The following is a 26,798-nucleotide window of genomic DNA, read 5'->3' as shown; positions in this document are numbered from 1 at the left end:
CTATTCCCCCATTACTTTCATTGTTGATAACAGTTCAAAATTGGTTTTTTCGGCAATATCTTTTTGAATTTGGCTCATTGTTGTTTCAGACATTTTGTGAGTAATTACGACAACGCGAGCATTTTCTACTGTCGCTTTTTCCTGAACTACCTGCTCAAGTCCAGCTCCAGCATTAGCCATAATTTCTGCTAGTTGCAAAAACTGACCCGTTTCATCAGGCATTTTCAATGATAGGAAGTATTTGCTGACAATTTCTTCCGGCGGTGTCAATTGAGTCGGTTGAGTATATTCGCTGAAGCGATGGCCAATTGTACCTAATTGAATTTTGTTCACGATAGTCATTAAATCGGCTACGATACTAGTCGCTGTCGGTCTTGATCCGGCACCAGGCCCGTAATACATTGATTCACCAATTCCTGAGCTTTTCACGAAAACAGCATTAAACTCGTTATGAATAGAAGCTAATGGATGATCACTTGGAACCAATACTGGACCGACTTCAGCCGCAATACTGCCATTTTTCTTCACTGTAGAACCGATAAGCTTCACAGTGTAACCTAATTGATCCGCTGCAGTTACATCTTTTCCAGACAAGCCGCGGATGCCTTTGACTTTCACTTGATCCATCGTAATTGTCATACCAAAAGCAAATTTACTTAAAATGACCATCTTATACGCTGCGTCGATACCGTCCACGTCATTCGTTGGATCACTTTCCGCAAAACCTAATTCTTGCGCTTGCTTCAAGGCTGTATCATAGTCCATTTGTTCGGTGACCATTTTAGTCAGCATATAGTTGGTTGTTCCATTGACAATTCCCAGTACTTCTTGAATATCATCAGCAGCTAAGCTGTTGGCAATCGTACGTAAAATAGGAATCCCGCCAGCAACACTTGCTTCATAATATAAGTTGCGTTTTTGCTCATGAGCTAAAGACGCTAATTCGCTGCCGTGCTGTGCTAACAAATCTTTGTTAGCTGTAACCACGTGCTTGCCAGCTTTTAGAGCTTCTGAGATGAAGGTCTTCGCGGGTTCAATCCGACCCATCACTTCCACTACAATGTCAATCTCAGGATCTTCAATGATATCGGTCAATTCATGAACCAATTGAAGATTGTATTTTTTCGCTAAATTCTCTTTGTCTTCTGTTGGGCGAACTAACGCTTTTGCTACAGTTAACGGACATCCAATACTCTTTTCAATTTTCTCCTGATGGTCTGCCAGAATCTCTAAAACGCCAGTACCTACGACGCCTAAACCTAATAAACCTACTTTAACTGGTTTCTCCATAATTCGCCTCCAAATGATTGCACAAAGATTAAATGTGTTTCATCATATTTTAATATAGTTTGTGTCTTAGTATAACCAAAATAGCCAAAAAAAACTAGTGATTTTCCAAGAAAAGTGGAAAATCACTAGCTGACTTAATGATGAGAAACGTGACGGAAGGTTTGATCCAAGATGTCTAGGACATGATGGTCATCTAAACTATATAACATTGCTTTACCGTCGCGCCGCGCTTTGACTAAACGATTGTCCCGCAACAGCTTCAATTGGTGAGAAACAGCTGACTGCTCCATTGCCAAGTTTTCACTGATGGAAGAGACATTTCGTTCGCCTTGCTTCAAATACAATAAAATTCGTAAACGAGTGGGATCGCTCAACACCTTGAACAACTGACTCACGGCTTGAATTTCAGTTTCTTGTGTGTTCATTCTAAGCCTCTCTTCTACTCTGTAATTTGACGAATAGCTTTCTCAAAAGCGACTAATTTGTCAGCCGCTTCTTCTTCGGAAGCTCCTTTTACTCCAATATAGAATTTAATTTTTGGTTCAGTACCGGAAGGTCGGATCGCCAACCAAGTTTCATCCTCTAAGGTATATTTCAACACATTAGAAGAAGGCATATCAATTGGTGTACTTGTTCCTTTATTATCAGTAGCTTGTTGCGCCAAATAATCTTCGGTCAATACAACTGGTACATCCGCAAACTCTGTTGGTGCTTGGTTGCGCAGACCTTCTAGAATTTCTTTGATCTTCGCAGCACCTTCTGCTCCGCTTAAGGTAACAGAGATCGTTTTTTCAGCAAAGTAGCCATGTTCTTCAAAGATTTCCTGCAAGCCATCATATAAAGTTTTGTCTTGCTTCTTATAATAAGCAGCCACTTCAGCTAGTAAAAGCAATGCTTGGATCGCATCTTTGTCGCGAACAAATGGCTTGATCAAATAGCCATAGCTTTCTTCAAAACCAAACATGAAGGTATGAGAACCATCTTCTTCATACTGTTGGATTTTTTCTGCAATAAATTTAAAGCCGGTTAAGACATCCACCATTTCGGTGTTGTAGGCTTTGGCAATTGCTGTTGGCAGCTCACTAGAAACGATTGATTTTAAAACAGCCGCGTTTTCTGGCAAGTCGCCAGCTTGTTTGTGGGCTTCTAAAATATAGCGAATCAAAATAGCACCAATTTGATTTCCGGTTAATACTTGGTATTCACCATTTGGCATACGTACGGCTGCACCCAAACGGTCCGCATCTGGATCAGTAGCAATCAATAAATCAGCGCCTTCTTTTTCGCCTAATTTGATCGCGTATTCAAAGGCTGAATGCTCTTCTGGGTTTGGTGATTTAACCGTAGAAAAATCAGGATCGGCAACTGCTTGTTCAGGAACCAGCATATATTGTTCAAAGCCTGCTTGTTTTAGCGCTTTTTCACCTAGCATCGTTCCTGTACCGTGCAGTGGCGTGTAAACTAATTTAAGGTTTTTACCCATTTCTTTTACTAATTCATGATCAATAGTGACTGCCTTGATTTCTTCTAAATAAGCAGCATCTACTTCTTCACCAATAATGGTAATCAACTCACTGTTTTCGTCAGCTAAAACTTCAACTTCCAATGGATTTTCAACTGAACGAACAAATTCAGTCAATGCATCCGCATCTTCTGGCGGCATTTGTCCCCCGTCTTCTCCATATACTTTGTAGCCATTGTATTCAGCCGGGTTATGAGAAGCTGTGATCATAATACCAGTAAATGCATTCAAATGACGTACTGCAAAAGAAAGCTCAGGAGTTGGTCGTAGACTTTCAAATACATACGAAGGAATACCATGAGCAGCTAATGTTCTAGCCGCTTCCATCGAAAATTCAGGAGACATATGACGAGAATCATAAGCAATCGCTACCCCGCGTTTTTTTGTTTCCTCGTCCTGCGTATCCATAAAGCGAGCTAAACCTTCTGTTGCCTGGCGAATCGTAAAAATATTCATACGATTGGTTCCAGGTCCTAATATTCCCCGCATTCCAGCTGTACCGAATTCTAAAGATGTGTAAAAAGCATCTTGTTTTAATTCAGCGTTTTCATTAAGCGCTTTTAATCCCTCTTGCATTTTTTCATCCAGTTTGTCGGAATTCATCCATTGTTCATACACTTGTTCCCAAGACATGAAGAACACCTCTTTCATTTTTTCTTACCTTTTAAGTATACCATCCTTGTTATATTCAGCAAACAAAAACGTGAAAATAGTGCAAAAAAAGAAGAGTGTCAAAAATGACACTCATTATTTATTATCTTCAATATATTTGTAGACTTGTTGACCGGCAATACCGCCCTCGCCCACTGCTGTGGTGATTTGACGCAAGCCTTTTTCACGAGCATCACCAATGGCATAGACACCAGGAATGCTGGTTCGCATTTCGTGGTCGGTTTCAATCCAGCCGGCTTCATTCGTAATTCCGCTATTTTTAAATGGTTCAGTTAGCGGTTCAAGTCCAACGTAAATGAATAAACCGTTGGCTGGTTCTTCATGAACTTCATCGGTTTTCACATTGCGGATTTTAGCTCCGGTGACGACCATATCGTTACCGACAATTTCCTCCACTACACTGTCCCAAATGAAAGAAATTTTTTCATTAGCAAAGGCACGGTCTTGGATAATTTTTTGAGCCCGCAGTTCGTCACGACGGTGTACAATGACAACTTCTGAAGCAAAACGTGTTAAGTAAATCGCTTCTTCTACCGCTGAATCGCCGCCGCCAACAACTAACAAACGTTTATTGCGGAAGAAGGCGCCATCACAAACCGCACAGTAAGAAACACCGCGACCTGCAAATTGTTCTTCCCCAGCTACACCTAATTTACGATGCACACAGCCGGTAGCAACAATAATTGTTTTTGCTTGATAGCTCTTGTCTTCAGTGAGAACTTCTTTGTAATCACCGTGATCTTTGATTTCTTGAACAATGCCATACGCATTTTCTGTACCAAATTTTTCTACATTTTCGAACATTTTTTGTGATAGTTCTGGTCCCATAATGGAATCAAACCCAGGATAATTTTCTACTTCTGCTGTATTGTTCATTTGTCCGCCGGGCGCCCCGCGCTCGATCATTAGTACTGACAAATTTGAACGAGATGCATACAAAGCCGCTGTCATCCCAGCTGGACCAGCACCAATAATAATTACGTCGTACATTCAAATCCCCCCGTTTCTCTTCACTCTACTGCTACAATTGCCTTCTGTCGAGTTATTTGCTTACAAAAGGTAGGCAAACTTCTGGCAACTTAAGCCGTCCTATCTATTTTATCTCAAAAAAGAAGGGCAACCACCCAAAGATGATTGTCCTTACTTGCTTAGTCTTGATTTTTCATTTGCTGCATCATTTGACGAATTTTCTTCTCTGAAGGTTTTTGACCCATTGACATCATCATCTGACGCAACATATCCTCGTTAATTGGAGGATTCTTTTTCAAGTAATCTTTCATCCAGTTTCTTGCTAAGAAGAAACCACCTACAGCACCCAATATTGCGGCAATGACTGCAATCAACACAACGATTCCTGTTGATACCATTTTATCGCTCCTCTCTTTTGACATTCGCTACATATTTTACTAGAACTTTCACCAAAAGAAAAGGTATTTCCCAAAACTTGACGATCTCCTTAGAATATCGTCACCTGTTTACTAACAGCTTCCATTATTAGCGGCAATCATTTGTTCTGCCAGTTCGCTATCTTTCTCAATTAGTGCTTGATACAGCTGTCTTATTACCAATAGAAAAAGCAAACACTGTTTTACGGGCAATGTTTGCTTCTAATTTTATTCTTCATTCAATTCAGGAAAAGCCTCAGTGTCGAATTTTTGCGCCTTAAACATGGCGATTTCTTTACCATAAGGTGCATAAGCGGTTTTCTTATCTTTTCCAACATAAGGGGTTTCCAAGATTTTTGATACATGGGTAAAGCGGTCATCATGAACAATCTTATTTAACGCTTCAAAGCCGATCGTTCCGTAGCCAATATTGGCATGACGGTCTTTTCTAGCACCCATTGGATTTTTAGAATCATTGATATGCAGAACCTTCAAACGATCCAATCCGATAATCCGGTCGAAGTCTTCCATTACACCATCGAAATTGTTTTTAACATCATAGCCAGCATCATTGGTGTGGCACGTATCAAAAGTGACTGATAACTTTTCATTTAAATGGACACCTTCAATGATATAGGCTAATTCTTCAAAAGTCTTACCAACCTCTGTACCCTTGCCTGCCATTGTTTCCAAAGCGATTTGGGCTTTTTGTTCTTTGGTTAGTACTTCATTCAACCCTTTAATAATCTGGTTCAATGCTGCTTCTTCGCCGGCGCCTACATGAGCCCCAGGATGAAGCGTGATTTGCGTAGCACCCAGCGCTTCGGCCCGCATAATTTCTTCCCGTAAAAACTGAACAGCAAAGCCAAACATTTCAGGTTTAGTAGTATTACCTAGATTAATGATATAGGGCGCGTGCATAACGATATTGGATAAGCCATGCTCCTCCATAAACGCTTCGCCGGCTGGGATGTTCATTTCTTCCACTGATTTGCGTTTGGTGTTCTGCGGCGCACCGCTATAGATCATAAAAGTAGATGCGCCATAGCTGGCAGCTTCTTGAGCCGCACCCAGCAACATCTCTTTTCCCTTCATACTAACATGAGAGCCAATTAACATAATTTGATTCACTCCTAATTTCTATTGTTTAAACCACCAGCAGCAAGATTGCCGTCATTAACGGCAGACTGATTAAAAAGCTGATGGACGAGGTAAAGCCTACGACTTCCGCTCTGGCACCTGCTTTCACGCTGTTTACCACACCAAAAGTCGTCAATGGTCCTAACGATACTAAACACAATACGATCTTAATAGTAGAAGGCAAAGGCAGCATTGCAATGATCACAGCAATTATTCCGCCGAATATGTATTTGATGGCTAACGTTCGAACCACTAATACTAAGTCCTTTTTTGGCAGGCGCAATTCTAAAAACAAGCCAATCATGAACATCGATAAAAAAGTATTGGCACTGGCAATAGGTTGTATCATCTCCACCCACCGCATCGGAATTTCAATGGAAAAGCTTCGTATCACCAGCATGATCAGATAGCATAGAAAAGGCACTGAACGAGACAATCGTTTTCCTATCTTAAGTAGACTGGGTCTTCCTTTAGTAGCTCCACTGATTGTTTCGATCACAACGGTTGCACCACCTGCCAGCATGATGCTGTTGCCAATATCAAAAATGGACATTGCTGGAATCGCTTGCGGCAAAAAGCTCTGAAGAAAGGGTAAGGCAAAATTTCCAATATTATACCCTGAAACAGTGTACATGGTCAGCTCGCGTTCGACTGCTTGCTGCTTTTTCGACAAGAAGGCACCAACCCCAATCATCACGATGTTCATGATGATCCCTGCCAGTATCAGCAACAGTAAATTAGAAGCGATATCCAAACGTGATAGATTAATGATGATAGCAGCAGGAAGCGTAATGTTGATCACAATCATAGACAGCATCGTGCCATCGGCTTTGCTTAACATATTCAAACGTTTTGTTAAGTAACCTAAAAACACGATCAGAAACAGTCCCAACGAACTCCACAAAATATTTGTCATTTTTACTCCTTATAAAAGAGTTGGCTAAATCCGAAGATTTAGCCAACCATCTGCTTAAAACTGCAACATAAAATATTTTTTCTTCCCACGGCGAATTACGACAAAGGTATCAGCCAATTTATCTTCTTCATTTAAAACGTAAGTCAAATCCTGCACCCGATCACCATTTACGTAAATAGCTCCGTTAGTGATATCTTCTCTTGCTTGACGTTTAGAGTTTTCGATGCCAGCCGTAATTAAAATTTCCACCAAGTTCAAATCATCTTCGGTTTTTACTTGGTAGCTTTTGACATCCTTAAAGCCTTGTTTGATTTCGCCAGCAGTCAATTTTTTTAAATCGCCGCTAAACAACGCTTCGGAAATGCGAACGGCTTGTTCATAAGCTTCAGCACCATGGACAAGCGTTGTTACTTCTTTAGCTAAGGTGCGTTGTGCTAAACGTTTTTCTGGTGCTTCGGCAAATTCTTTTTCAATCGCAGCAATTTCTTCCAATGACAAGAAAGTGAAGTATTTCAAGAATTTCACTGCATCCCGGTCATCCGTATTAATCCAAAATTGGTAAAATTCATAAGGTGAAGTCTTCTCAGCATCAAGCCAAACTGCATTCCCTTCTGTTTTACCGAATTTTGTTCCATCGGCTTTAGTAATCAAAGGCATAGTTAACCCAAAGGCCTGTGCTTCTTTTTCACGACGAATTAATTCAATCCCTGAAGTGATATTGCCCCACTGATCGCTGCCGCCTAATTGCAGCTGACAACCATAGCGTTCAAATAATTGAAGGAAATCGTAAGCTTGCAATAATTGGTAAGCAAACTCCGTGTAAGAAATCCCGGTTTCAATCCGGCGTTTGACACTTTCTTTACTCATCATGTAGTTGATGGTGAAGTTTTTACCGACATCTCGTAAAAAGTCGATTAAAGAAACTTCTCCCAACCATTCGTAGTTATTCGCTACAATTGCTGGATTTTCTTTGCTTTCAAAGTCAATAATCCCAGAAAGCTGATCTTTAATACTTTGTGACCACGATTTTACTGTATCTAATGTATTTAATTGACGTTCCGCATCTTTAAATGATGGATCGCCGATCATACCAGTCCCACCGCCGACTAAAGCAATAGGCACGTGTCCATTTTGTTGGAAACGACGCAAGGTCAAAACTGGTAATAAATGTCCGATGTGCAGGCTGTCAGCAGTTGGATCGAATCCAATATATAATTTGACAGACTCTTCATTTAATTGTTTTTGCAAGGCTTCTTCGTCTGTCACCTGAAAGACTAAGCCCCGGTCTTTTAGCTCCTGAAAAAAGTCTGAACTCATTTTTTCTTCCTCCTCAAAGTTGTATACTTCCCCATATTAACCGAAAAAATGACGAATTAAAAGACGTAAGATTCAAATTGACTACGTTTATTTGAAGTTTTGATTACAATATCGCCAAGTGCTTGTTATGCCCTCGCATTCTTTGCTATAATTCAACAGAATTATATAGAGAATCGATGAGGTGAACTTTTTGGCTCACAAGAAAAAGGAAAAGAAGAATCAGCCTAGATCTACCAAGCATTTAGTGGGTACTTCTTTTTATATTAATGTCACACTACGGGTGGTAAAATCACTATTTGTTGGTCTTATCCTGGTTTTATTTCTGGGAGGGATGCTGGCTTTAGGAATTGGTGCGGGTTACTTTGCCTATTTAGTCGAAGGCACATCGACACCTACTAAGGAAGAAGTTAAGCAAACCGTCGGCGATATCACGGAATCATCCAAGCTGCTTTACGCTGACAATAAAGAAATTGCCACGATCAGTGCTGACCCCATCAGACAAAAAGTCAACTCTGATGAAATTTCGCCTTGGATCAAAAAGGCGATCGTTGCTACCGAAGACGAATATTTTTATGAACATCACGGAGTCGTTCCTAAAGCGGTATTGCGGGCCTTAATCAGTGAAGTCAGCGGTTTTGGCGGCGGTTCAGGGGGATCTACCTTGACGCAGCAGCTAATCAAGCAACAAGTATTAACCAACGAAACTTCCTTTAAGCGTAAAGCCAATGAAATTGTGCTGGCGTTAGATGTGGAAAAATATTTAAGCAAGGATGAAATCTTAACGGCTTATTTAAATGTCTCACCTTTTGGCCGCAACAACAAAGGTCAAAATATTGCTGGCGTAGAAGAAGCTGCAACAGGCATTTTTGATGTACATGCAAAAGATTTGAACTTGCCGCAGGCAGCCTTTATTGCCGGCTTGCCGCAAAGTCCTATCGTGTACAGTCCTTATACCAATACTGGTGATTTAAAAGAAGACTATTCGATTGGCATGGAACGGAAAAACAATGTCCTCTTCAATATGTACCGGGAGAAGATTATTTCTCAACAGGAATATGAAGATGCCTTGAATTATGATCTGGCAAAAGATTTCAAAACTAGAGAAGCAATTGAAACTGAACCACATGGTTTCTTGTACTACACCATTTACAACGAAGCAGTCAGCATTTTAGCTAAACAGCAAGCAACACAAGATGGCGTTAGCGAAAGCGACTATAGCAACGACGATGTCCGAACCCGCTACGTTGAACAAGCAAAAGTGAAGATTCAGAACCAAGGATTAAATGTTCAATCCACCATTGATAAAGATATTCATGATGCTATGCAAATGTCTGTTGCTGAGTATGGGCAATATCTTGACAATGGCTCAGGGACACCGATTGAAACCGGAAATATTTTGATGGACAATAAAACCGGACGGATTTACGGGTTTGTCGGCAGTCGAGATTACAACACGAACCAAAACAATCATGCCTTTGACACGATTCGTCAACCGGGGTCTTCCATCAAACCGCTTTTAGTTTATGGTCCCGCGATTGATCAAGGATTGATCGGCAGCGGTTCACGAATTGCTGATTTTCCAATGAAGTATCAAAACGGTGAAAATGCTGGAAAAGAATTACGAAATGCTACCGGTGAAGGTTCCAGAACCTTCCAAACAGCTCGGGAAGCATTGGTTGAATCTACCAATATCCCGGCTTACCACGTTTATCAAGATTTACTGTCTGAAAAAGGTTCAGATCAATATGTATACAATGACTACCTGCAGAAAATGAATTTCCCAAGCTCCGCTAACTGGGGCGTCGAATCCGCACCATTGGGAACTATTGAAACCACAACCTTAACCCAGGTAAATGGTTTTCAAACATTAGCCAATGAAGGTGTGTATCAAGAAGGCTACTTAATTGAATCGATTACTGACAGTACTGGAAAAGAAATTTATAAACATCAAGAAGCACCCGTGCAGGTCTATTCTAAAGCAGCGGCAACTATCATGACCGATATGATGCGCAGTGTCATTACGGAACAACAAACGACACCATTCAAAGCATTGCTTAGCGGTGTTAATTACACTTTGAGTACTGCTGACTGGGTCGGAAAAACCGGGACGACTGATAACTATACCGACAACTGGCTGATCGTTTCTACTCCTTCAGTTACCTTAGGGAGCTGGACTGGACGAGATGACAACCAACCTATGGATAGTAACGCAGGAAACCGGACAGCCAATTATATGGCTTACCTAGCTGGTCGTATTTATGGGGTTAAACCGGAAGTATTTGGAGTTAATGAGGACTTTAAGTTATCTGACGACGTCAAGAAAGAGAAGGTTTCTACCTTTACTGGTTTGAAACCTGGCAAAGTTACCCACGAAGGGACAACTTACCAAGTGCCAAGCGGTGAATCTGAATCCTTATGGGCCAAAGATGGACCGGGAGATAATACTTACAAATTCGGTATTGGCGGCACAGATGCCAATTATGAGGATTACTGGGACACTCGTCGTTCCAGCCGCAACAACAGCAATAACACAACTAACAATAATACAAACAACAATACGAATAACAACAATAATGCCAATAACAATGACAATGACGACACCGATGATGATTAACCACACCGACCGAGAGTTTCTGCTCTCGGTTTTTTTCTATTCCAAAGAAAAAAGCCCTCAAAAAATGAGAGCTTTTAAAGCAGTTTATTTAGTTGAACCTTTTTCATCGACACCGTGAGGCAAGATGATCGTTTTTTGTTCAATGTCTTCTTTGTTCATCATTTTAGTTAACAAGCGCATTGCTACCGCACCGATATCATATAACGGCTGAGTAACGCTGGTTAAGCGTGGACGAGCAACATCGGTTAACAATGAATCGTTGCTGGTGATGACTTCAAAATCTTCAGGAATTTTAACACCTTTATCAAGTAAACCATCTAATAGACCAATAGCCAATTCATCATCCGTTACAAAAGCTGAAGTTGCTCCGCTGTTTAATACACGATCAGTCAAAGCTAAGCCTTCTTTAAAGTTGTAGGCTGCTTCAAAAACTAAGCCTTCATTATAAGAAAGACCATGTTCAGCCAATGATTCTTTATAGCCCTTCATACGTGCTTGTCCGTTGATCGGATCAATTAATGGTCCGCTGATGAAGGCAATTTTTTCGTTGCCATGCTTAGCTAAAACATCAGTTGCATCTTTAGTTGCTGTTGTATAGTCAATGTTTACACTGCCTACTTGTTCGTCTGGATCAATTGAACCAGCTAAAACGATTGGTGTTTTTGAACGAGAGAATTCAGCACGGATTTCATCTGTAATATGATGACCCATGAAAATAACTCCGTCTACTTGTTTCGCTAACAGGTTGTTTAACACGTTCACTTCTTTTAATGTTTCACCATCAGAATTTGCTAGAATGATATTGTATTTGTACATTGTTGCAATATCGTCAATGCCTCGTGCCAATGAAGCAAAGAACATGTTGCTGACGTCAGGAATAATTACCCCAACAGTTGTTGTCTTTTTACTTGCTAGTCCACGAGCGACTGCATTCGGACGGTAGTCCAGACGATCGATAACCTCCAAAACTTTTTTGCGTGTAGTAGGTTTAACGTTAGGATTGCCGTTAACTACCCGTGAAACGGTTGCCATTGAAACATTTGCTTCGCGGGCAACATCGTAAATTGTAATTGTTTGTTTTTCCATTTGATTTTTCTCCTATCTCTATATGTTTTCAGAAAATCTCATTTACATTTCCTAAAGATAATAGCACGTCTTTTCTCCGATTGCAACCGTTTTACTCTAAATTATTAAAATATTTGCAAGCGTTTTCTAATATTGTTTTGCAGAAAAGGCCCTAAGTGATACAATATTCGTAAGCTTAAAAGAAAGAAGGATAACAATGAATCAAGAAAAAGTGTCAGAACTACGTAAATGGATGTCATCCAATCAAGTCGACCTAGCCTATGTGTCTGATCCTAGCCACATCGCCTATTTCTCAGGCTTTGACAGCAATCCGATGGAACGAATTTTAGCGCTTTTCATTCCTTTAGAAAAAGATCCCTTTTTATTTGCACCTGGCTTAGAGGTCGAAGATGCTAAAGCAAGCAGCTGGGCCTATGATGTAATCGGCTATTTAGACAGTGAAGATCCTTGGGCGATTATCGTAGCAGAAATTAATAAACGCTATGGTGCACCAAAGAAAATGGCTATCGAAAAGGGCCAGCTAGTCTTGGACCGCTATCAGCGATTGGCTGATGCCTTTACCAGCACTGACTTTTCTGCTGACTTAACTCCACTCGTGCAACAATTGCAATTATACAAAACCGAAGAAGAATGTCAACTTTTAGTTGAAGCGGGTTCGACTGCTGATTTAGCGTTTGAAATTGGCTTTAAGCTAGTTAAAGCCGGAGCAACAGAGGAATCAATTGTCGCTGAAATCGAATACGAATTAAAGAAACAAGGCGTCAAAGAAATGTCTTTCCCGACGGAAGTTTTAGCTGGACCAAATGCAGCTAGTCCTCATGGCTCACCAGGTAAAAACACGGTGAAGGAAAATGAATTGGTGCTGTTCGACCTTGGTACAATTGTCAATGGTTACTGCAGCGATGCAACTCGAACGGTTGCTTGCGGCAAACCAACTGATCATCAAAAGAAAATTTACGATATTGTTCTTGAAGCGCAATTAAAGGCCCAAGAAGCGGTGAAACCAGGAATTACCGCAGCTGAATTAGATAAAATTGCTCGAGATGTAATTGAAGGCTATGGCTACGGTGAATACTTTAATCACCGTTTAGGACACGGTATCGGAACCACGATCCACGAATTCCCATCAATCGTGGGCGGAAATGACATGGAAATCAAAGAAGGCATGTGCTTCTCAATCGAACCAGGAATTTACTTGCCAAATGATGTAGGTGTTCGAATTGAAGACTGTATCTTTGTCACCAAAGACGGCTGCATTCCATTTACCAAAACTTCAAAAGAGCTGATTATCTTATAAAATAATCACGATCGTTTTGAGTGATAAGCTGCTCAATAAAAAAAGTTGCCCCTTTTTTTCGAGGGACAACTTTTTTTAATGGAATTTATTGTTCAGGATTGTTCTTTTCAACTTCTTCTTTTATCTCTTCTTTGATTTCTTCAAAGCTTTCAGAGTCTTTCAAGTCTTCGGCTTTGACGTTTAATTCCTGTGCCCCTTCAGATACCGTTTCTTTGGCATCAGATTGGACCTCATCAGCGTCAAGGACAATATCTTCAGCTGCATCTTCCACTACATCTTGCGCTTCGTCAGCGGCTTTACGGAAGCGATCTGATAAGTCAGAGCTCTGTTGTTTCAAATCATCGAACAGATCAGCATGGATATCTTCTAGATCATCCGCGGCATCTTCTGATTTTCCTTTTACTGAAGAAGCAAACTCAGTTGCTTGATTGGTTAAGTCAGAGGCTTTTTCTTTAACCACAGCACTCATTTCGCTGGTTTTTTCAACAATATCTTCTGTATAATCCGAAGCCAGATCACGCCAGTCATCAGTTTTGCTTGCTAATTCGTCACGCAATTCTTTGCCTGATTTAGGTGCTAATAGTAAAGCAGTTGCTGCGGCAGCTGTTCCGCCAATTAGTACTCCTAATAAAAATCCGCCTTTTTTTCTTCCCATAGTAATTCCTCCTGTTATACGTTAGTTTGTTTACGATTTCTGAAAAACTTCATGGTTGATTCTCCAACCTTGCCAGCAACTTTCGCCTTCGCCGTTGTTTTTCCAACAGTAGCTACTTTACTGGTTAAGTTGCGGCTCGCATGGTTCAAGTTTGATACGCTCTCACTTAAATCCGCTACGGCAGTAAACAACGGGTCAATTGTTGCCACTTTCCCATTGACATCGTTCAACAGATGATTGCTTTTTACCAGCAAGCCTTCCACCTGCTGCATTAACAAGTCAACATCCTTGGTTAACACACTAATCGTTGTATTTGCTTCTTTTACTGTGGTATCGACTTTTTCCACCGTTTTGGCGACTTGGTTCAGTACTTTCACTAAAAAGACAACCAATACAACGAATGCTAAAGCTGCAATGAGAGCAGCAACGCCTCCTAAACTCATCCGAACACTCCCTTGCTCATTTTCTGTCAAAAAACCTTTATTTACTAACCTTTATTATACCATTCATCCCTCATTAAACAAAAGTTTATCCTTGGAAGAAAAATTACTGCTAGCTTCAATCATTCGAATAGTGATCTAGCTTACCTAAATTTCTTGTCCAATCATTGTTCATTACAACAAAGTGTTACTAATAGGTCAACGACACGTTGCAATTCCTAGAGCATTTATGAATAGGAAAATTTTTTCCGAAAAAAAACAGCAACCGCAGCTGCTGTTTTTTACGAATTTATTTTTTTGATGCTTTTGGTTTGCTGCCTTCAATTTCTTTACCTAGTTTAACAATATAGTCAGCCAACTTATCTTTAATTTCAGGGTGAGTCAAGCCATATTCGATACTAGTGGTCATGAAGCCGAATTTATCGCCCACATCGGAACGTTTGCCGGTAAATTCTTGGGCAAAGACGCGTTGGGTTTTATTTAAGGTATCAATCGCATCGGTTAATTGAATTTCTCCGCCCGCACCTGGTGTTTGGTTGTCTAAGATAGAAAAGATTTCCGGTGTTAACAAGTAACGGCCGATAATCGCCAAATCGCTTGGTGCTTCTTTCGGATTTGGTTTTTCTACGAAGTTTTTAACATTGAACAAGCCTTTTTCGACTTCTTCGCCAGGATTGATGATCCCGTATTTTGACGTATCTTCGTGAGGTACACGCATAACGGCAATCGTTGAAGCGTGAGTTTTTTCGTAGTCATTTACCAACTGTTTCGTCAACGGAATTTTATCTTCCATTAAATCGTCACCCAGCATAACTACAAACGGCTCATTTCCGACAAAAGCTTTCGCTTGCAATACAGCATGGCCTAACCCTTTTGGATGAGACTGACGGATAAAGTGCAAATTAACATCAGTGGTTTCTTCAACCAATGCTAATAAATCCGTTTTGCCTTTTTCCTTTAAGTTCATTTCCAATTCAATATTCGCATCAAAATGGTCTTCAATTGGTCGTTTGGCTTTTCCGGTTACAATTAAAATATCTTCGATCCCAGAATTCAAGGCTTCCTCAACGATAAATTGAATAGTCGGTTTGTCGACAATCGGCAGCATTTCTTTTGCCATCGCTTTAGTAGCTGGCAAAAAACGAGTTCCTAAGCCTGCTGCTGGTATCACAGCTTTTCTTACACGCATGTTACTTCCTCCAACTTTCTGATTATAATGTAAATTCATTTTCAAACGTCCCCGCACGCAGCATCAAATCAGTGCAAGCTTGACGAACGTCCTTTCCTTCATAGAGTACCGAGTAGATAGTTTCAGTGATCGGCATTGGCACATCCATTGTCACAGACAATTCTTTGGCTGCCTTAGTTGTTGCTACTCCTTCAACAATCATGCCCATATTTTCTAATACTTCATCTAAATTATGGCCTTTGCCTAGTAAATTACCCGCTCGCCAGTTTCGTGAATGCACCGAAGTACAGGTAACAATCAAATCGCCAACACCGCTTAACCCGATAAAGGTTAAAGGGTTCGCTCCCATTGCTACCCCTAAACGACTGATTTCAGCTAATCCCCGCGTCATAATCGCAGCTTTTGCATCATCGCCATAAGAAAGTCCATGCAACGCACCGGCACCAATTGCGATAATATTTTTCAGCGCTGCGCCCATTTCAACACCAACTACATCCGTGTTGGTATAAATACGCAGGTATTCGTTCATGAACAATTTTTGGACATATTTTGCCAAGTCTTCGTTGTCGCTCGCTGCAGTGATCGTTGTAATATCATGTACCGCAACTTCTTCGGCATGGCTAGGACCAGATAATACAACAATACCTTCGCGGTTCTCTGTGGAAACTTCTTCAGCTAAAATTTCTGAAATTCGTTTATGCGTTTCTTGCTCCAAGCCTTTACTAGCATGGATAACTACTGGCTTGCCAGTAACTAATTTATTAAATTCTTTAGCAACGATCCGGATTGCTTTAGTTGGTACGACGAAAAGAACCGCATCCACCCCATCAATTGCTTCCTTCAATTCTTTACAGCCTAGAATGCTGTCAGGAATTTTCAAATCCGGCAAATAATGCCGATTGGTATGATAGGTATTGATCTCATCAATTTGTGCTGGGTTATTCCCCCAAATTCTTACGTCATGACCGTTTTCTGCCAGTACTTTTGCTAAGGCGGTTCCCCAAGAACCAGGCCCTAGAACGGCAACTTTTTGTTTCACGGTTCGTTCCTCCTGTCTTTAATCCTAACATATTTTTAAATGATTGTCGTAAATTATACAATGTACTGATCGCTTCCTTGTGTTCGTAAATACGTCGGAACAGCAGGCTGTTTCCTCCGTCGCAGGAAGACAATGATTAGGGCGCCGGCAAACAGTACTAGTGACAATACTTGCGATACCCGCAAGCTGCCAAATAGATATAAGCTGTCTGTCCGCATTCCTTCAATGAAGAAACGGGCGAAGCTGTACCAGCCGACATAGCTTAAGAAAATTTCTCCCTGTTTGAAAATCGTAGTTTTCTTTCTTAAAACCAGCAGCAGTACAAAGCCTAATAAGCACCAAAGGGATTCATATAAAAAGGTCGGCTGACGATAGGCGCCATCAATATACATATTGTCAATAATGAATTGCGGAATATGCAGGCCTTCCAAAAAGCTGCGAGTGGTTTCTCCACCATAAGCTTCGTGGTTCATAAAGTTGCCCCAGCGTCCCATGCCCTGCGCCAAAATCACACCAGGAGAACAAACGTCTAAAAACAACCACGGATCAATAAAGTGATACTTCGTGTAAAAGTACAAAACGATCACTGCCGCAATCAAGCCGCCATAAACCGCCAAGCCGCCGCTGCGAATATTAAATATTTGACTTGGATCAGCCAGATAAGGCCCCAAGTCAAACAGAATATAATACAACCGGGCACCAATAATGGCAATTGGCAGCGCCCAAATCAAGTAGTTGGTCATATCGTCTTCTTTTAAGCCAACCCGAACTGCCTCCCGGGATGCCAGCCATAACGCAATCCCAATTCCCGAAACAATAATGATGGCATACCAATAGATTTCCAACCCGAACACTTCAAAGGCGACCCGATTAACTTGGGCAATCATTCATTTTGCCCCGAATTTTCATCAATCAAAGCAGTCAAACGATTTTCAAAGGTCTTCGTCGCATCATACCCCATGCTTTTCGCCCGGAAATTCATGGCCGCAACTTCAATAATAATCGCCACGTTTCGTCCCGTTTTGACTGGTATTTTAATTTGCGGAACATTTACTTCGGCAATTTCCACTGCTGTATTGTCGCTACCCAAACGATCATACTTTTTATCCTTGGCCCAGTTTTCCAAATAAACTACCAATTGTACTGGCATCGAACCACGCACTGCACTGGCACCAAATAAATCCATCACATCAATGATACCTACTCCGCGGATCTCAATTAAATGCTGCAAAATTTTCGGCGGTTCACCGATTAAGGTTAATTCATCCTGTTGATAAACATCTACCCGGTCATCGGCGATTAAACGATGTCCGCGTTTAACTAATTCCAGTGCTGTTTCGCTTTTTCCGATGCCGCTGTCCCCTTGGATCAAGACACCTAACCCATACACGTCCACTAAAACGCCGTGAACGCTGGTCCGTGGTGCCAAGCTGCCATTTAAGAAGCTGGATATTTCACCTAGCAAACGGGAAGTAGCGATCGGTGAGCGCAAGACAGCAATTCCGTGTTCTTTAGCCGCTTGGATCATTTCCTCTGGCGGTGTTAAGCCACGGGATACAATAAAGCCTGGTGTATCTTCACTGCACATTCTTCGCATAACCATGAGTCGTTCTTCAGGAATCATCCGTTCCGCGAAGGTAATTTCTTTATTTCCAAACAGCTGCAGCCGATCATGAGAATAGTAATTAAAATATCCAGTTAATTCCAAACCCGGACGTGAAATATCACCAGTTACGATGACCCGTTCCAAGCTGGCTTCATCGCCGGTTACTACTTCTAATGAAAGTGCTTCAACTAATTCTTTCACTTTTACTGTTTCAGACATTTGAGCCCCTCTTTCTTTTAAGTTTCCGTTCTATTTTATCATTTATTGAAGAGGGTTACTAGGTAATGCCATTTTTCTGAGACAAAAATGAAAAACCAGAAGACGAAAAAGTCTTCTGGTTAGCGATCTGTATATTTATCAAGATAATGTTCGGAAACAATCACATTGACGATTGCCATTACGACAGCCACCAATACAGCCGTTCCAAAACTTGCAAAGCCGAAGCGGTAACTTCCCACAATGCTGGAAGTCAGTTGTAACATACCAGCGCTGATCACAAAGCTGAACAGTCCAAAGGTCAATAAGTTTAGCGGTAAAGACAACAGCGTTAATATTGGTTTTACCAGCGTATTGAGAATAGACAAGATAAAGCTTGCGAGAATAGCTACCCAAATATTTGCTACAAATATATGTGCAGGAAATATTACGGACAATGAAATGAAAATCAATGTATTAGCTATAACGCGCTGTAAGTAGGTCATTAGAAATCGCTCCAGTCATCGTCGTCAACAGGTTCTGCGTGTTTGCGTTCTTTTGTCTTTGTCTTCTTTTGGCTAGTGTTACGACCGTAGTAAGGGTTGTTGTGACCATAAGAATTAGTCTTTGGTCCAGCTGGGATAAGCACTGCTAATATAGGGTATAATAAAAGCGGCGCGCCAGACAAACATAAGAAGACATAAATGACACGAACAATGGTAGGATCAATGCCGAAGTATTCTGCGATTCCGGCTAAGGTACCTGTCAGTACCACGTTGCTCCTTGATTTTGTTAGTCTCTTTTGCATATATAATCTTCCTTCCTATTATTCCCTATTTGTCAAAATCTTTCAAGAAAATACTTCCTGTAGTTGTCGAAACATCGATTTGTGCCATGTCATCCTTGGTTCTTCTGAATTGCAGCAAACGATTGGTTTTTTCTTTTTTCTCACGAACCACTTCGTAGTCTGATAAGCGGTGGTTAATATTTCCCAAGCTGGTCTTGGCAATTCCTTCCAAGCCTAATTCTTTAGGTAGGGATACTTTAACGTTTCCGTTAACCGAGCTTGCTTTAATTTTTTTCAAGCTATCATGTCCAACAGTTAGTTTTACATCACCGTTGATTAATGAAATCCCGTAGTTTTGAACAGTTGCTCTGGAAGAAATTGTTCCGTTGACTGTTTCAATGATAGAATCCAAAATTTTTCCATCGCGAATTTCAATGTTGCCGTTCACACCTTGAATTTCTAACATAGTGGCATTGATTCGTTTGAATACAATATTGCCATTGGTTGATTTAGCATAGACATCTTTTGCGTCCATTTCTTCAATCAGCAAGTCGCCGTTTAGCAATTTCACTGCTACATGATCGTAGGTACGTCTTGGCAAGTAGAAAACTAACGAAGCATTTACTCGTTTGTTTGGTACTTGGAAGGTAATATGTTCGTCATTGACTTCGATTTGGCTGCGTTCCATAAAGGATTGCAATGGAGTCGCTTCATTCATCTTGCCGTAAAGCTTGATTTTAGCATCGACTTTAATATCTTCTTCGTCCCATGCCTTAAAAATCACTTTCCCATTGGCTAATTTTACATCAATTAACGTTGGTTGAACATCGCTGTATAAAAATTGGTGTTCAAACTTGGTTGTTGCAACGCCAGGAACTTTAACATTAATGTCTTTCCAGTCAACATTTTCTTCGACTGTTTCGGAAACTGTTTTAATCGCTTGTTTCATAAACTTGCCAAATTGCACACCGGCTTCGCCTAGCTTTTCACCGACTTGATTGAAGGTTTCTGATGCTTGTTCCTTCAAATCTTCTGGAATTTCAAAATTCACGTAAGGACGTTTGGTGCGGCTTTCTTGATCTTCACGAATCGATTCTAAAGCTTCTTTTTGTTCCATTTCTTGATTTTCTAAACGTATAAGCTGTTCTTCCCAAACTTTGATTTCAGCTTCCACTCGTTCGCGGATCGCTTCGTCTTCTTCTGATAGAGCATCTAGCTCTTCTTTGGTGTTCAGTTCCATCAAGACTTCTTTTTTCTCACGGATGTCAGCTTTGACTTCTTGCTTTTCACGATTGATTTCATCGATCTTAGCCGAAATTTGATTGGCTTCAGTTGCCAACTCATCAAAGTAGGCTTCTAAATCTTCCAACTCTTCGTCAGCTGCTGATTTTTCTTCCGTTCCGTTTTCCCAGTCATCCACTAAGTTAGCGGCTTGGTCACGGTGGTAAGAATCAACCTTATCGGCATCCTGTTCAATCTGTGCTTCGTCTTTGGCTTTCGCCATACTTTCCAATAAATCTAAACCTTCTTCAGTTGAGATGATTCCTTTTTTCACTAATTCTAAAACTCTTTGTCTTTCATTCATAAAAAATTGCCTCCTTCAGCAATCAAACGTTTGGGTTACTTAACTTATGTACCTATTATGCAATGTTTTTTGTGATTTGTCATAGGACTAAAGGCTTATCTTTTTCTCCAACTCGCGAGACCTATCCAAAATAAAAGCCTTGAATTCATTACAACTACTGAAAGTGTAACGAATTCAAGGCTTTTTGTCATGATAATCGATTGCTTCAAAATAATTGTTTAGCAAAAAGTCACAAAATCTTCCAGTATTATCAGACTAGCTGAATTCACTGGTAACTATTTTTTCCGGCTCTTGCTTGCTTAATATGCGATCCCGTTTAGACAATCGTTTGAAGAAGGCGACGGAAACCAACGCAGCAATCGTCTCAGCAATAATGAAGGAAAACCAAATGCCGTTTAAGCCCCAAATCTTGCTTAGTGCCCAAGCTAACGGCATAGTAATACAAAACTGACGCAGCAGGAAAACCACCAGCGATTCTTTGCCTTTGCCCATCGATTGAAACAAAGTGGGCAAAATAAAGCCAAAGGTAGCTGGAATGAAGCTGATGGAAATAATGCGTAAAGCCGGAATCCCGATTACCAGCATATCCTCTGAAGCGTTAAACAGCTGCAACAGCTGAGCTGGGAAAATTTGGAAAAGCAATACGCCAGCAATCATAATACCTAAGGCTGCCACAATACACATCTTCAAGCAATGCAGCAGTCGCGATGGATCTTTGCGGCCATAATTATAGCCCATGATCGGCATAGCGCCCTGAGTCAATCCGCTGACTGGCATAAATACGAAGGTCTGCAGTTTGTAGTAAACACCATATAAAGAAACCGCCGTAGTGGAAAAAGAAATCAAAATCGCATTTAAGCCCATTACTAGAAATGAACCTAAAGCATTCATACAAGTATTGGGAATACCAATAAACAAAATTTGTTTAATCGTCTCAAAATTGTATTTGAATTCTCGCAGTTTTAAGGTCACTTCCTGATTTTTCTTCAATAGGAAGTAAAACGACAACAGCATGCAAATAAATTGCGCGGTCACTGTTGCAATAGCCGCTCCAGCTACTCCCAGTGCTGGGAAGCCAAACCAGCCGAAAATCATAATCGGATCTAAGACTATGTTAGTCACTGCTCCGACCACTTGAATCATCATCGGCACATTCATTTGCCCGGTGGATTGGAAAATCTTTTCTATTAATATATAGTAGAAACTAGTAAAGCTGAAGTAGACTACAATATACATATAGCTGGCCGCATCCGCAAAAATCGCGGCATCATTGGTAAACATTTCTAAAAAACGTTCGGTCCCGACTAAACCAAACAGACAGAAAACTCCTGAAGCAATTGTCGCCAGCAGCATACCATGTGCAACTGTACTATTGGCTTCTTTGCTATCTTGCTCTCCAAGTTTTCGAGAGATGTAAGAGTTCACCCCTACACCAATTCCCACCGAAACTGAAATAATCAGACTTTGAATCGGAAAGACAATCGATACCGCCGTTAGCGCTCCTTCACTAATTTGCGCTACGTACATACTATCAACAATATTATAAAGTGATTGAATCAACATAGAAACCATCGGTGGCAGTGCCATCCCGAATAAAAGCGACGGCATTGGCTTTTCAGCCATTTTGTTCATTTTCATTTTTTAACCCTCTTTCTCGCAGAAAAAGCCCCCTTTTACTATTTTAAGTCGTGAAAATAGCAAAAGACGGGCTTTAATAAGCATTATTCTGTTATCGTTATTCTACAAAATCAATTTGCTTTTTTCAAGCAGATTTTGCTATTTTTAATCACAAACCAATAAAAAAGTATGTATAAACGGGAAAAGACACGCCCGAAGACGTGTCTTGATGTTAAAATTGTTCGTCGCGATTGCTGTTTAGTTCAGTAATTTTACCTGATGCCAGATAAACAATCCATTCGCAAATATTGGTAACATAGTCGCCAATACGCTCTAAATAGCTGGCTACATTCAAGTAGTCGGTCCCGCTGATAATGGTTTCCGATTGTTTTTCCATCGTATCCGTCGTCATTTTGTAAATCTGTTTGAAGTACTCATTTACCCGCTCATCCATTTTTGCGATCATGCGAGCGTCTTTTTCATCGGTTTTTACATACGCGATCAAGACGTTATCTACCATTTTTTTCACGTAATCAGACATTTCTGAAATGACTTCTTCCACTTCTAGAATCCGCGGCATTCCTTTTAGACGAATGGTTGATTTTGCCACCGAAACGGCGTGATCTCCCATTCGTTCCAAGTCAGAACTAGCTTTCATAATGGTGATAATCGTCCGCAAGTCAGTTGTCACTGGTTGCTGCAAAGCAATCATTTCAAAGCTTTTCTTTTCCAATCTTACTTCCATATCATTGATCTTAATATCATTGTCAATAACCTCTTGAGCTAGATTCTTATCATGATCAATATAGGAGCGCACCGATTTGTGGACTGCACTGGAAACCACCATCCCCATTTCATAAAACTGGTTGTGGAGATTCAATAAATCCTCTTCAAATTGTGTACGTAGCATTGTTTCCCTCCTTAGTTTTATTTTTCAAAATCGTTTCTTAGCCAAATTTACCGGAGATATAATCTTCTGTTTCTTGTTTGGCGGGATCTAAAAAGATTTTCTTCGTTTTATCAAACTCGATCAGCTCACCTTGCAAAAAGAAAGCAGTCTTGTCTGAAATTCGTGAAGCTTGAGACATGTTGTGAGTTACGATAATAATTGTATAGCGTTCTTTTAACTCCAGCAGCATGTTTTCAATTTTCCCAGTTGAGACTGGATCTAAAGCACTAGTTGGTTCATCCATTAAAATAATTTCTGGATTAACCGCCAAAACCCGGGCAATACATACCCGCTGCTGCTGTCCGCCGGATAAAGACAAAGCACTTTGATGCAGTTTGTCTTTCACGTCATTCCAAACTGATGCTGCTTTTAAGCTTTCTTCTACAACTTGATCTAATTTCGCTTTATCTTTTTCACCTTTTAATTTTAACCCATAAACGATGTTTTCGTAAATGGAAAATGGAAAAGGATTTGGCTGCTGGAACACCATGCCGATTTGCTTGCGCAATTCGACGGTGTCAGTTTTGGGACTATAAATATCCCGATTTTTATAATCCACACTGCCGGTAATTGTTACATCAGGAATCAGATCATTCATCCGGTTCAAGCAACGCAAGTATGTGGATTTTCCACAACCGGAAGGTCCAATCATCGCGGTGATTTCATTTTCATTAAAAGATAAATCAATTCCCTTTAAGGCCTCTTTTTTCCCATAATACAGGTGCAGGTCTTTGGAAGTAATAATCTTAGACATTCATTTTCCTCCGTCTCTTAACCAAAGTGACCAGAAACATAATCTTCAGTAGCCTGGATTTTTGGTCGGGTGAAGATTTTGCGGGTTTCATCATACTCAATCACGTGCCCTAAGTAGAAGAACGCCGTGTAATCACTGATACGTGCTGCTTGCTGCATGTTGTGGGTCACGATGATGATCGTATAGTCATCCTTCAATTGCGTCAAGGTTTCTTCCACTGTCCCAGTTGAAATAGGATCCAAGGCACTGGCTGGTTCATCCAGCAGTAAAATATCTGGCTTCATGGCAATTGCCCGTGCAATACATAAACGCTGTTGTTGTCCACCAGACAAGGCCAAAGCGCTTTTGTCCAAGTTGTCTTTTACTTGATCCCACAAAGCCGCTTGTTTTAAGCTGGTTTCTACCATTTCTTCTAACTTGTGCTTATCCTTTTCCCCATGCTGCTTCAAGGCAAAAGTAATATTGTCGCGGATTGATTTACTAAAAGGATTTGGCCGCTGGAACACCATGCCGATGCGCTTGCGCATTTCGTAAACATCAATGTTATCAGCATTCACATCTACACCCTTATACATGATCTTACCCGTTACGCTAGCGCTGCTGATCCCATCATTCATCCGGTTCAGTGAACGCAGATACGTCGATTTCCCACAACCGGAAGGACCGATCAAGGCTGTGATTTTATTTTTTTCAAATTCTAAGTCGACACCTTTGATTGCTTCGTTCTCACCATAGAAAACGTGCAAATCCTCTGTATGGAGAACGACATCTCCAGGCATATGGATAATGTTGCGTTCTTCCCAATTGTATTCTTTCATCGAATTCTCCTTATGCTGAAGTCATCTTTTTGTGGAGACGTTTGCCGATGGCCCGCGCTCCAAAGTTGAACAGTAATACTGCAATAATTAAAACAGCCGATGCCCCTGCAGAAACACTGGCACCATCTGGCATCGTTCCTTCGGTGTTGATTTTCCAAATATGAACCGCCAACGTTTCCGCTTGCCGGAAAATGCTGATGGGACTTGAAACACTTAAAGGATTCCAATTTGAAAAGTCTAAGGCTGGTGCACTTTGTCCAGCGGTATAAATCAAAGCTGCCGCTTCACCAAAGATCCGCCCTGAACTCAAAATAATCCCGGTTAAAATTCCTGGAGATGCATCCGGAACAACAATTTTTGTGACTGTTTCCCAGCGTGACAGACCCAAAGCTAGTCCGGCTTCCCGCTGAGTATAATGGATCGCACGCAGTGATTCCTCAATATTTCTTGTTAGCAGCGGCAGGTTGAACAAAGTCAGCGCTAAAGCACCTGACAGAATTGAAAAGCCGTAACCAAACTGAATAACAAATACTAAGAAACCGAACAAACCAACTACCACTGATGGCAATGAACTCAAAATTTCAATCGATGTACGAATCAAGCCAGTTACCCAATTATCTTTAGCATACTCAGACAAATAAATCCCTGCGCCTAAAGAAATTGGAAAACTGATTAGCATCGTAATGAACAGTAAGTAAATTGAGTTGAACAATTGAATCCCGATCCCGCCGCCTTCTTGATAAGCTTTAGAAGGTGAAGTCAAAAATTCTAACGAGATATGCGGCACGCCGCGAACCAATATATATAATAGTAGAAAAGCTAAAATACAAACAATCAATCCGGAGATAATATATAAGACTACTGTAGCAATCTTATCCGCGCGTTTGGCTTTATCCATTCTTTATCTCTCCTTTTTTACCAATGTAGCGAATCAAAATATTGAAGACTAAAGACATAAACAATAGAATCAACGCTAACGACCACAGAACATTGTTCTCTACAGTGCCCATGATAGTATTACCAATGCCCATCGTTAAGATCGATGTTAAAGTTGAAGCTGGTGTGGTCAAGCTGGTAGGCATCAACGCCGCATTCCCGATAACCATCTGAATTGCCAAGGCTTCTCCGAATGCCCGTGCCATACCGAATACCACGGCTGTTAAAATCCCGGGAATCGCTGCCCGCAGCACCACTTTGTAAATAGTTTGCCAACGTGTTCCTCCTAAAGCTAAGGAAGCTTCACGATAATAACGGGGTACAGACTTCAACGTGTCCACAGTCATCGTGGTTACCGTTGGTAAAATCATAACGAATAATACAAAGGTTCCTGACAAAATCCCAAAACCAGTTCCGCCAAAAACCGAACGGACCATCGGAACGATGACAGTCAAACCAATAAATCCATAAACGACTGACGGGATTCCCACCAGTAATTCAATCACCGGCTGCAAAAACTTTTGTCCTTTGTTAGGCGAAATTTCAGTCATAAAGACCGCTGCACCAATGGCAAAAGGTGTTGCAACAAGCGCCGCCAAAAAAGTAACAATAAACGATCCGACAATCATTGGTAACGCTCCGACTAGCGGTTGGCCATCTGGTCCAGTTGCGCTAGGATTCCAAACCGTTCCAAATAAGAAATCAAACACATTAATTTTATCTACAAAAAATGTAGCCAAACCTTTGCTGGCAACAAAATAGAAGATAGCACCTACAACAAACACAATTAACGCGATACAGATAAAACTGATCAACCGTCCTCGTTGTTCGATACGCGCTCTTTTTGATTTTGTGGTGAGTGCTTTTTTTACTTCTTCATTCTCCAAGGATATTCCTCCTATACGATAATCTATCGGGTTCATTTTACAAGGTGAACGTCAATTTCTGTTAAACCTTGTGTGAAGCTTGGATGACAATTGTAAAGATTG

At 40.8% G+C, this 26,798-nt stretch carries 26 protein-coding genes; 2 read left to right on the top strand and 24 right to left on the bottom strand.

Going from position 1 to position 26,798, the window contains the following annotated elements:
• The 8 genes from JZO70_RS15310 to tyrS form a co-directional block, all read right to left on the bottom strand.
• On the bottom strand, positions 1 to 1,290 hold the full coding sequence (locus tag JZO70_RS15310) for a homoserine dehydrogenase (protein WP_207674540.1): 1,290 nt from the start codon (positions 1,288 to 1,290) through the stop codon (positions 1 to 3).
• Positions 1,291 to 1,424: 134 nt separating this feature from the next.
• Positions 1,425 to 1,715, bottom strand: coding sequence for an ArsR/SmtB family transcription factor (locus JZO70_RS15305; protein ID WP_207674539.1), 291 nt, complete (start codon positions 1,713 to 1,715; stop codon positions 1,425 to 1,427).
• Positions 1,716 to 1,729: 14 nt separating this feature from the next.
• Positions 1,730 to 3,445 carry a phospho-sugar mutase gene (locus JZO70_RS15300; RefSeq protein ID WP_207674538.1) on the bottom strand — a complete coding sequence of 572 codons (1,716 nt, stop codon included), beginning with the start codon at positions 3,443 to 3,445 and terminating at the stop codon, positions 1,730 to 1,732.
• Positions 3,446 to 3,559: 114 nt separating this feature from the next.
• Complete coding sequence (trxB, locus tag JZO70_RS15295; protein ID WP_207674537.1) at positions 3,560 to 4,474, bottom strand: thioredoxin-disulfide reductase; 915 nt, start codon at positions 4,472 to 4,474, stop codon at positions 3,560 to 3,562.
• A gap of 158 nt (positions 4,475 to 4,632) precedes the next feature.
• Complete coding sequence (locus tag JZO70_RS15290; protein ID WP_010759945.1) at positions 4,633 to 4,851, bottom strand: YneF family protein; 219 nt, start codon at positions 4,849 to 4,851, stop codon at positions 4,633 to 4,635.
• Positions 4,852 to 5,097: 246 nt separating this feature from the next.
• Complete coding sequence (locus JZO70_RS15285) at positions 5,098 to 5,988, bottom strand: deoxyribonuclease IV (RefSeq protein ID WP_207674536.1); 891 nt, start codon at positions 5,986 to 5,988, stop codon at positions 5,098 to 5,100.
• A 28-nt stretch (positions 5,989 to 6,016) separates the two neighbouring features.
• Positions 6,017 to 6,925, bottom strand: a complete 909-nt coding sequence (locus JZO70_RS15280; protein ID WP_207674535.1) for an AEC family transporter — start codon at positions 6,923 to 6,925, stop codon at positions 6,017 to 6,019.
• A 54-nt stretch (positions 6,926 to 6,979) separates the two neighbouring features.
• Entirely contained in the window at positions 6,980 to 8,242 is a 1,263-nt protein-coding gene (gene tyrS / locus JZO70_RS15275; RefSeq protein ID WP_207674534.1) for a tyrosine--tRNA ligase, read from the bottom strand.
• A 190-nt stretch (positions 8,243 to 8,432) separates the two neighbouring features.
• On the opposite strand from tyrS, the gene JZO70_RS15270 reads away from it, so the two are divergent.
• Positions 8,433 to 10,856 (top strand): transglycosylase domain-containing protein, encoded by a 2,424-nt coding sequence (locus JZO70_RS15270; protein WP_207674533.1) that lies wholly within the window; start codon positions 8,433 to 8,435, stop codon positions 10,854 to 10,856.
• An 84-nt stretch (positions 10,857 to 10,940) separates the two neighbouring features.
• On the opposite strand, the gene ccpA is transcribed toward JZO70_RS15270, so the two are convergent.
• The gene (ccpA, locus tag JZO70_RS15265) at positions 10,941 to 11,942 is read right to left on the bottom strand and encodes a catabolite control protein A (protein ID WP_207674532.1); all 1,002 of its coding nucleotides are present in this window, start codon (positions 11,940 to 11,942) and stop codon (positions 10,941 to 10,943) included.
• 196 nt (positions 11,943 to 12,138) lie between these two features.
• Here ccpA and JZO70_RS15260 point away from each other — a divergent pair, with 196 nt between their 5' ends.
• The gene (locus JZO70_RS15260; RefSeq protein WP_207674531.1) at positions 12,139 to 13,239 is read left to right on the top strand and encodes a M24 family metallopeptidase; all 1,101 of its coding nucleotides are present in this window, start codon (positions 12,139 to 12,141) and stop codon (positions 13,237 to 13,239) included.
• Positions 13,240 to 13,324: 85 nt separating this feature from the next.
• Here the strand turns inward: JZO70_RS15260 and JZO70_RS15255 are convergent, their stop codons facing one another.
• From JZO70_RS15255 to pstC, 15 genes are all read right to left on the bottom strand, one after another.
• Entirely contained in the window at positions 13,325 to 13,894 is a 570-nt protein-coding gene (locus JZO70_RS15255; protein WP_207674530.1) for a YtxH domain-containing protein, read from the bottom strand.
• 14 nt (positions 13,895 to 13,908) lie between these two features.
• On the bottom strand, positions 13,909 to 14,337 hold the full coding sequence (locus JZO70_RS15250) for a DUF948 domain-containing protein (protein ID WP_207674529.1): 429 nt from the start codon (positions 14,335 to 14,337) through the stop codon (positions 13,909 to 13,911).
• 286 nt (positions 14,338 to 14,623) lie between these two features.
• A complete protein-coding gene (gene galU / locus JZO70_RS15245) occupies positions 14,624 to 15,523 on the bottom strand; it encodes a UTP--glucose-1-phosphate uridylyltransferase GalU (protein WP_207674528.1) in 900 nt (299 codons plus the stop codon).
• Between the two features lie 22 nt (positions 15,524 to 15,545).
• Positions 15,546 to 16,562 (bottom strand): NAD(P)H-dependent glycerol-3-phosphate dehydrogenase, encoded by a 1,017-nt coding sequence (locus JZO70_RS15240; RefSeq protein ID WP_207674527.1) that lies wholly within the window; start codon positions 16,560 to 16,562, stop codon positions 15,546 to 15,548.
• Positions 16,563 to 16,615: 53 nt separating this feature from the next.
• Positions 16,616 to 17,449, bottom strand: a complete 834-nt coding sequence (gene lgt, locus JZO70_RS15235) for a prolipoprotein diacylglyceryl transferase (RefSeq protein WP_207674526.1) — start codon at positions 17,447 to 17,449, stop codon at positions 16,616 to 16,618.
• Complete coding sequence (gene hprK / locus JZO70_RS15230; protein WP_207674525.1) at positions 17,446 to 18,387, bottom strand: HPr(Ser) kinase/phosphatase; 942 nt, start codon at positions 18,385 to 18,387, stop codon at positions 17,446 to 17,448. The genes lgt and hprK overlap by 4 nt, the downstream gene beginning before the upstream one ends.
• A gap of 119 nt (positions 18,388 to 18,506) precedes the next feature.
• On the bottom strand, positions 18,507 to 18,869 hold the full coding sequence (locus tag JZO70_RS15225; protein ID WP_207674524.1) for a phage holin family protein: 363 nt from the start codon (positions 18,867 to 18,869) through the stop codon (positions 18,507 to 18,509).
• Complete coding sequence (locus JZO70_RS15220; protein WP_207674523.1) at positions 18,869 to 19,171, bottom strand: PspC domain-containing protein; 303 nt, start codon at positions 19,169 to 19,171, stop codon at positions 18,869 to 18,871. Before JZO70_RS15220 ends, JZO70_RS15225 begins: the two co-directional genes overlap by 1 nt.
• Before the next feature lie 25 nt (positions 19,172 to 19,196).
• The gene (gene liaX, locus JZO70_RS15215) at positions 19,197 to 20,735 is read right to left on the bottom strand and encodes a daptomycin-sensing surface protein LiaX (protein WP_207674522.1); all 1,539 of its coding nucleotides are present in this window, start codon (positions 20,733 to 20,735) and stop codon (positions 19,197 to 19,199) included.
• A 255-nt stretch (positions 20,736 to 20,990) separates the two neighbouring features.
• Positions 20,991 to 22,373, bottom strand: coding sequence for an MATE family efflux transporter (locus JZO70_RS15210; RefSeq protein WP_242703968.1), 1,383 nt, complete (start codon positions 22,371 to 22,373; stop codon positions 20,991 to 20,993).
• Between the two features lie 211 nt (positions 22,374 to 22,584).
• The gene (gene phoU, locus JZO70_RS15205) at positions 22,585 to 23,262 is read right to left on the bottom strand and encodes a phosphate signaling complex protein PhoU (RefSeq protein WP_207674521.1); all 678 of its coding nucleotides are present in this window, start codon (positions 23,260 to 23,262) and stop codon (positions 22,585 to 22,587) included.
• 37 nt (positions 23,263 to 23,299) lie between these two features.
• A complete protein-coding gene (gene pstB, locus JZO70_RS15200) occupies positions 23,300 to 24,055 on the bottom strand; it encodes a phosphate ABC transporter ATP-binding protein PstB (protein ID WP_207674520.1) in 756 nt (251 codons plus the stop codon).
• A gap of 17 nt (positions 24,056 to 24,072) precedes the next feature.
• Entirely contained in the window at positions 24,073 to 24,873 is an 801-nt protein-coding gene (pstB, locus tag JZO70_RS15195) for a phosphate ABC transporter ATP-binding protein PstB (RefSeq protein ID WP_207674519.1), read from the bottom strand.
• Positions 24,874 to 24,883: 10 nt separating this feature from the next.
• Entirely contained in the window at positions 24,884 to 25,771 is an 888-nt protein-coding gene (pstA, locus tag JZO70_RS15190; RefSeq protein ID WP_207674518.1) for a phosphate ABC transporter permease PstA, read from the bottom strand.
• The gene (gene pstC / locus JZO70_RS15185) at positions 25,764 to 26,732 is read right to left on the bottom strand and encodes a phosphate ABC transporter permease subunit PstC (RefSeq protein ID WP_207674517.1); all 969 of its coding nucleotides are present in this window, start codon (positions 26,730 to 26,732) and stop codon (positions 25,764 to 25,766) included. Before pstC ends, pstA begins: the two co-directional genes overlap by 8 nt.
• Positions 26,733 to 26,798: the final 66 nt, after the last annotated feature.

This window comes from Candidatus Enterococcus moelleringii (assembly GCF_017377575.1).
GTDB classification, from domain to species: Bacteria; Bacillota; Bacilli; order Lactobacillales; family Enterococcaceae; genus Enterococcus_A; species Enterococcus_A moelleringii.
This window is presented reverse-complemented; position numbering and strand designations above follow the sequence as displayed.

Coding starts and splice junctions, on each gene's coding strand:
- phoU (WP_207674521.1), bottom strand. CDS start 23,262: ATGCTACGTACACAATTTGAAGAGGATTTATTGAATCTCCACAACCAG.
- JZO70_RS15250 (WP_207674529.1), bottom strand. CDS start 14,337: ATGAGTTTAGGAGGCGTTGCTGCTCTCATTGCAGCTTTAGCATTCGTT.
- JZO70_RS15300 (WP_207674538.1), bottom strand. CDS start 3,445: ATGTCTTGGGAACAAGTGTATGAACAATGGATGAATTCCGACAAACTG.
- JZO70_RS15210 (WP_242703968.1), bottom strand. CDS start 22,373: ATGAAAATGAACAAAATGGCTGAAAAGCCAATGCCGTCGCTTTTATTC.
- lgt (WP_207674526.1), bottom strand. CDS start 17,449: ATGATTGCCCAAGTTAATCGGGTCGCCTTTGAAGTGTTCGGGTTGGAA.
- pstB (WP_207674520.1), bottom strand. CDS start 24,055: ATGTCTAAGATTATTACTTCCAAAGACCTGCACCTGTATTATGGGAAA.
- JZO70_RS15260 (WP_207674531.1), top strand. CDS start 12,139: ATGAATCAAGAAAAAGTGTCAGAACTACGTAAATGGATGTCATCCAAT.
- tyrS (WP_207674534.1), bottom strand. CDS start 8,242: ATGAGTTCAGACTTTTTTCAGGAGCTAAAAGACCGGGGCTTAGTCTTT.
- JZO70_RS15220 (WP_207674523.1), bottom strand. CDS start 19,171: ATGCAAAAGAGACTAACAAAATCAAGGAGCAACGTGGTACTGACAGGT.
- JZO70_RS15305 (WP_207674539.1), bottom strand. CDS start 1,715: ATGAACACACAAGAAACTGAAATTCAAGCCGTGAGTCAGTTGTTCAAG.
- pstA (WP_207674518.1), bottom strand. CDS start 25,771: ATGGATAAAGCCAAACGCGCGGATAAGATTGCTACAGTAGTCTTATAT.
- JZO70_RS15285 (WP_207674536.1), bottom strand. CDS start 5,988: ATGTTAATTGGCTCTCATGTTAGTATGAAGGGAAAAGAGATGTTGCTG.
- JZO70_RS15310 (WP_207674540.1), bottom strand. CDS start 1,290: ATGGAGAAACCAGTTAAAGTAGGTTTATTAGGTTTAGGCGTCGTAGGT.
- JZO70_RS15290 (WP_010759945.1), bottom strand. CDS start 4,851: ATGGTATCAACAGGAATCGTTGTGTTGATTGCAGTCATTGCCGCAATA.
- ccpA (WP_207674532.1), bottom strand. CDS start 11,942: ATGGAAAAACAAACAATTACAATTTACGATGTTGCCCGCGAAGCAAAT.
- pstC (WP_207674517.1), bottom strand. CDS start 26,732: ATGAACCCGATAGATTATCGTATAGGAGGAATATCCTTGGAGAATGAA.
- JZO70_RS15255 (WP_207674530.1), bottom strand. CDS start 13,894: ATGGGAAGAAAAAAAGGCGGATTTTTATTAGGAGTACTAATTGGCGGA.
- hprK (WP_207674525.1), bottom strand. CDS start 18,387: ATGTCTGAAACAGTAAAAGTGAAAGAATTAGTTGAAGCACTTTCATTA.
- JZO70_RS15225 (WP_207674524.1), bottom strand. CDS start 18,869: ATGACCTACTTACAGCGCGTTATAGCTAATACATTGATTTTCATTTCA.
- galU (WP_207674528.1), bottom strand. CDS start 15,523: ATGCGTGTAAGAAAAGCTGTGATACCAGCAGCAGGCTTAGGAACTCGT.
- JZO70_RS15280 (WP_207674535.1), bottom strand. CDS start 6,925: ATGACAAATATTTTGTGGAGTTCGTTGGGACTGTTTCTGATCGTGTTT.
- pstB (WP_207674519.1), bottom strand. CDS start 24,873: ATGAAAGAATACAATTGGGAAGAACGCAACATTATCCATATGCCTGGA.
- liaX (WP_207674522.1), bottom strand. CDS start 20,735: ATGAATGAAAGACAAAGAGTTTTAGAATTAGTGAAAAAAGGAATCATC.
- trxB (WP_207674537.1), bottom strand. CDS start 4,474: ATGTACGACGTAATTATTATTGGTGCTGGTCCAGCTGGGATGACAGCG.